The sequence below is a fragment of the Pseudoalteromonas sp. TAB23 genome (assembly GCF_000498075.1).
GTDB classification, from domain to species: Bacteria; Pseudomonadota; Gammaproteobacteria; order Enterobacterales; family Alteromonadaceae; genus Pseudoalteromonas; species Pseudoalteromonas arctica.
Window position 1 is genome coordinate 1 of sequence record NZ_AUTP01000309.1, and the last position, 1,819, is coordinate 1,819.

At 36.1% G+C, this 1,819-nt stretch carries 3 protein-coding genes; all 3 read right to left on the reverse strand.

The window, feature by feature from the left end; all coding sequences use genetic code 11:
- Nucleotides 1–408 precede the first annotated feature (408 nt).
- The gene (locus L654_RS0119865) at nt 409–918 is read right to left on the reverse strand and encodes a hypothetical protein (protein ID WP_024608863.1); all 510 of its coding nucleotides are present in this window, start codon (nt 916–918) and stop codon (nt 409–411) included.
- Between the two features lie 77 nt (nt 919–995).
- Nucleotides 996–1,478 carry a cupin domain-containing protein gene (locus L654_RS0119870; protein WP_024608864.1) on the reverse strand — a complete coding sequence of 161 codons (483 nt, stop codon included), beginning with the start codon at nt 1,476–1,478 and terminating at the stop codon, nt 996–998.
- Nucleotides 1,479–1,694: 216 nt separating this feature from the next.
- The coding region (locus L654_RS1000000127455; protein ID WP_029753716.1) for a transposase at nt 1,695–1,819 on the reverse strand (125 nt) is incomplete at its 5' end.

A 1,819-nucleotide genomic window follows, 5' to 3' on the forward strand; every position in this document is an offset into this window, starting at 1 on the left:
TATATTATGAACAAGGCAATACAGTAGCCATTGGCCGTTCACTTTCGCTTGGCTCCGTAAGGTCAATTTATTCATCCCTTTATTCACTGTAATGTTCCGCTTTTTATTTAAAGGAAAGCCGGTTCTATACAGCCGAGTCGTTTGCCATTCTTTAATAATCAGCTATCGTCGACCTATGGGGCTGTCTATTTTTACTTTCATTTTGTCTACATAGCTCAGCTTTTTGGGTGATTCATTATTTATAATAATTCACTCTTCATGCTGTTTTTGTTGGCTTTTTTTGTAATAATTAGGATGGGTGTCATCCTAATTTTCGTTGTTAAGGGGCAAATTGTAGTTGGCTAAAATGTGAAGCGTAGCGGAACCAGCCAACTGTAATTTGTCCCGCTTGAACAGCTTGCTAAGTTACTAATACTCCAAGCAATAAACGCCTGATTCACTAGCCCACTTTTTAATTTCCGGTATAACTTTATCATCTTGAATGTAAAATATATTCGTATAATCCCAACTTTCAAAATAAACAGCCGAAAACTCCGGTAAAACTAATCTGCAAAATTTATCGGATGAGTCATTATCACCGACAGGATGCAAATAATTATCCATAGATTCTTGAGAGCTGAATTCTCTGAAGGACGGGTAACAACGCTCCCATTTACCTTTAAATTTAAAATTCAATATTTCAGTGTTTTTAGACATAACCTTTGCAAAATCATGCAGTGACTTGTTTCGGGATAACCGCTCATTTTTATCAGGAAAATCATTTTGAAACTCTTCAAGAGTTAACCAATGGTCAAATACCGTTATTGCGACCCTCTTATAATGAGGAGTGTCTTCCACACAATAAATTTTAAATAGATCAGGAAATTTTTTATCTAATTTAACCTGCCTATTTTTACTTAAATTTATGAATTTACGCACGGACTTCCCTCGTAACTTAACGCCGCCATAATTTGCCACTTGGAGCGCAGCGTAAAACGGTCAAATTGATGTCTTTGTTATGACTTTTTACCCGCATCTGGCTCACTTATATTTTCAATGTCTACAAGGTTCCATGGCATATTTTTTTGACGATAAATACGTTTATTCAATTTTGGATAGTCACCAACATCGTGCTCTAAACGCTGACCAATTACGATACATTTTAAAAGACAACTACCGTTATTGCGTAGAGCGTGGGCCTCACCACCTGCACGATAACCCATAAAATCCCCAGCCTTTACAATATATTTTTCCTTACCTATTTGTGCTTCAGCAGTACCTTCAAGAACATAAACACATTCGTCTTCATGGTAGTGCATATGAAACTCTGTAGATTCGTGACCCGGTTGAATTCCAATAAAGTGAAATCCAAATCCAGTTAGACCTGTTAGATCACCCAGTGACTTATTAATCCTTTTAGCATTCCCATTAAGAAAATGGGTTTTCGAAATTCCCTCGAGTTCTTCTATTTCTTCCTTAGTCACTAGATATTTATCCATTGTTCTCTCCAGAGTCATAACGAGCCTGTAGATTAACTCGTTTTTAAATTTGTTTTTATTGATAAACAAACCATAGCTGAGTTCCTATTTTGGTTCAATTGATTACTGTATTTTTACGCAGAATATAGAAGTGTTTGATATTGTTTTAATTGGCGTTTTGGAAGGGATTACGGGTGTTTGAGTGGCTTTAATTTAGGTTAAAAGGGCTTCCCCTTTTTAATGTATCGTATTTTTCAGCTTTTCTATATTATGAACAAGGCAATACAATTGCCATTGCGCATTTACTTTCGCTTGACCCCGTAAGGTCAATTTATTCATGCCTTTGTTCACTGTAATATTCC

Bases quoted from the DNA above. Each gene is read 5' to 3' on its own strand.
- L654_RS0119870 (WP_024608864.1), bottom strand. From the start codon at position 1,478: ATGGATAAATATCTAGTGACTAAGGAAGAAATAGAAGAACTCGAGGGA.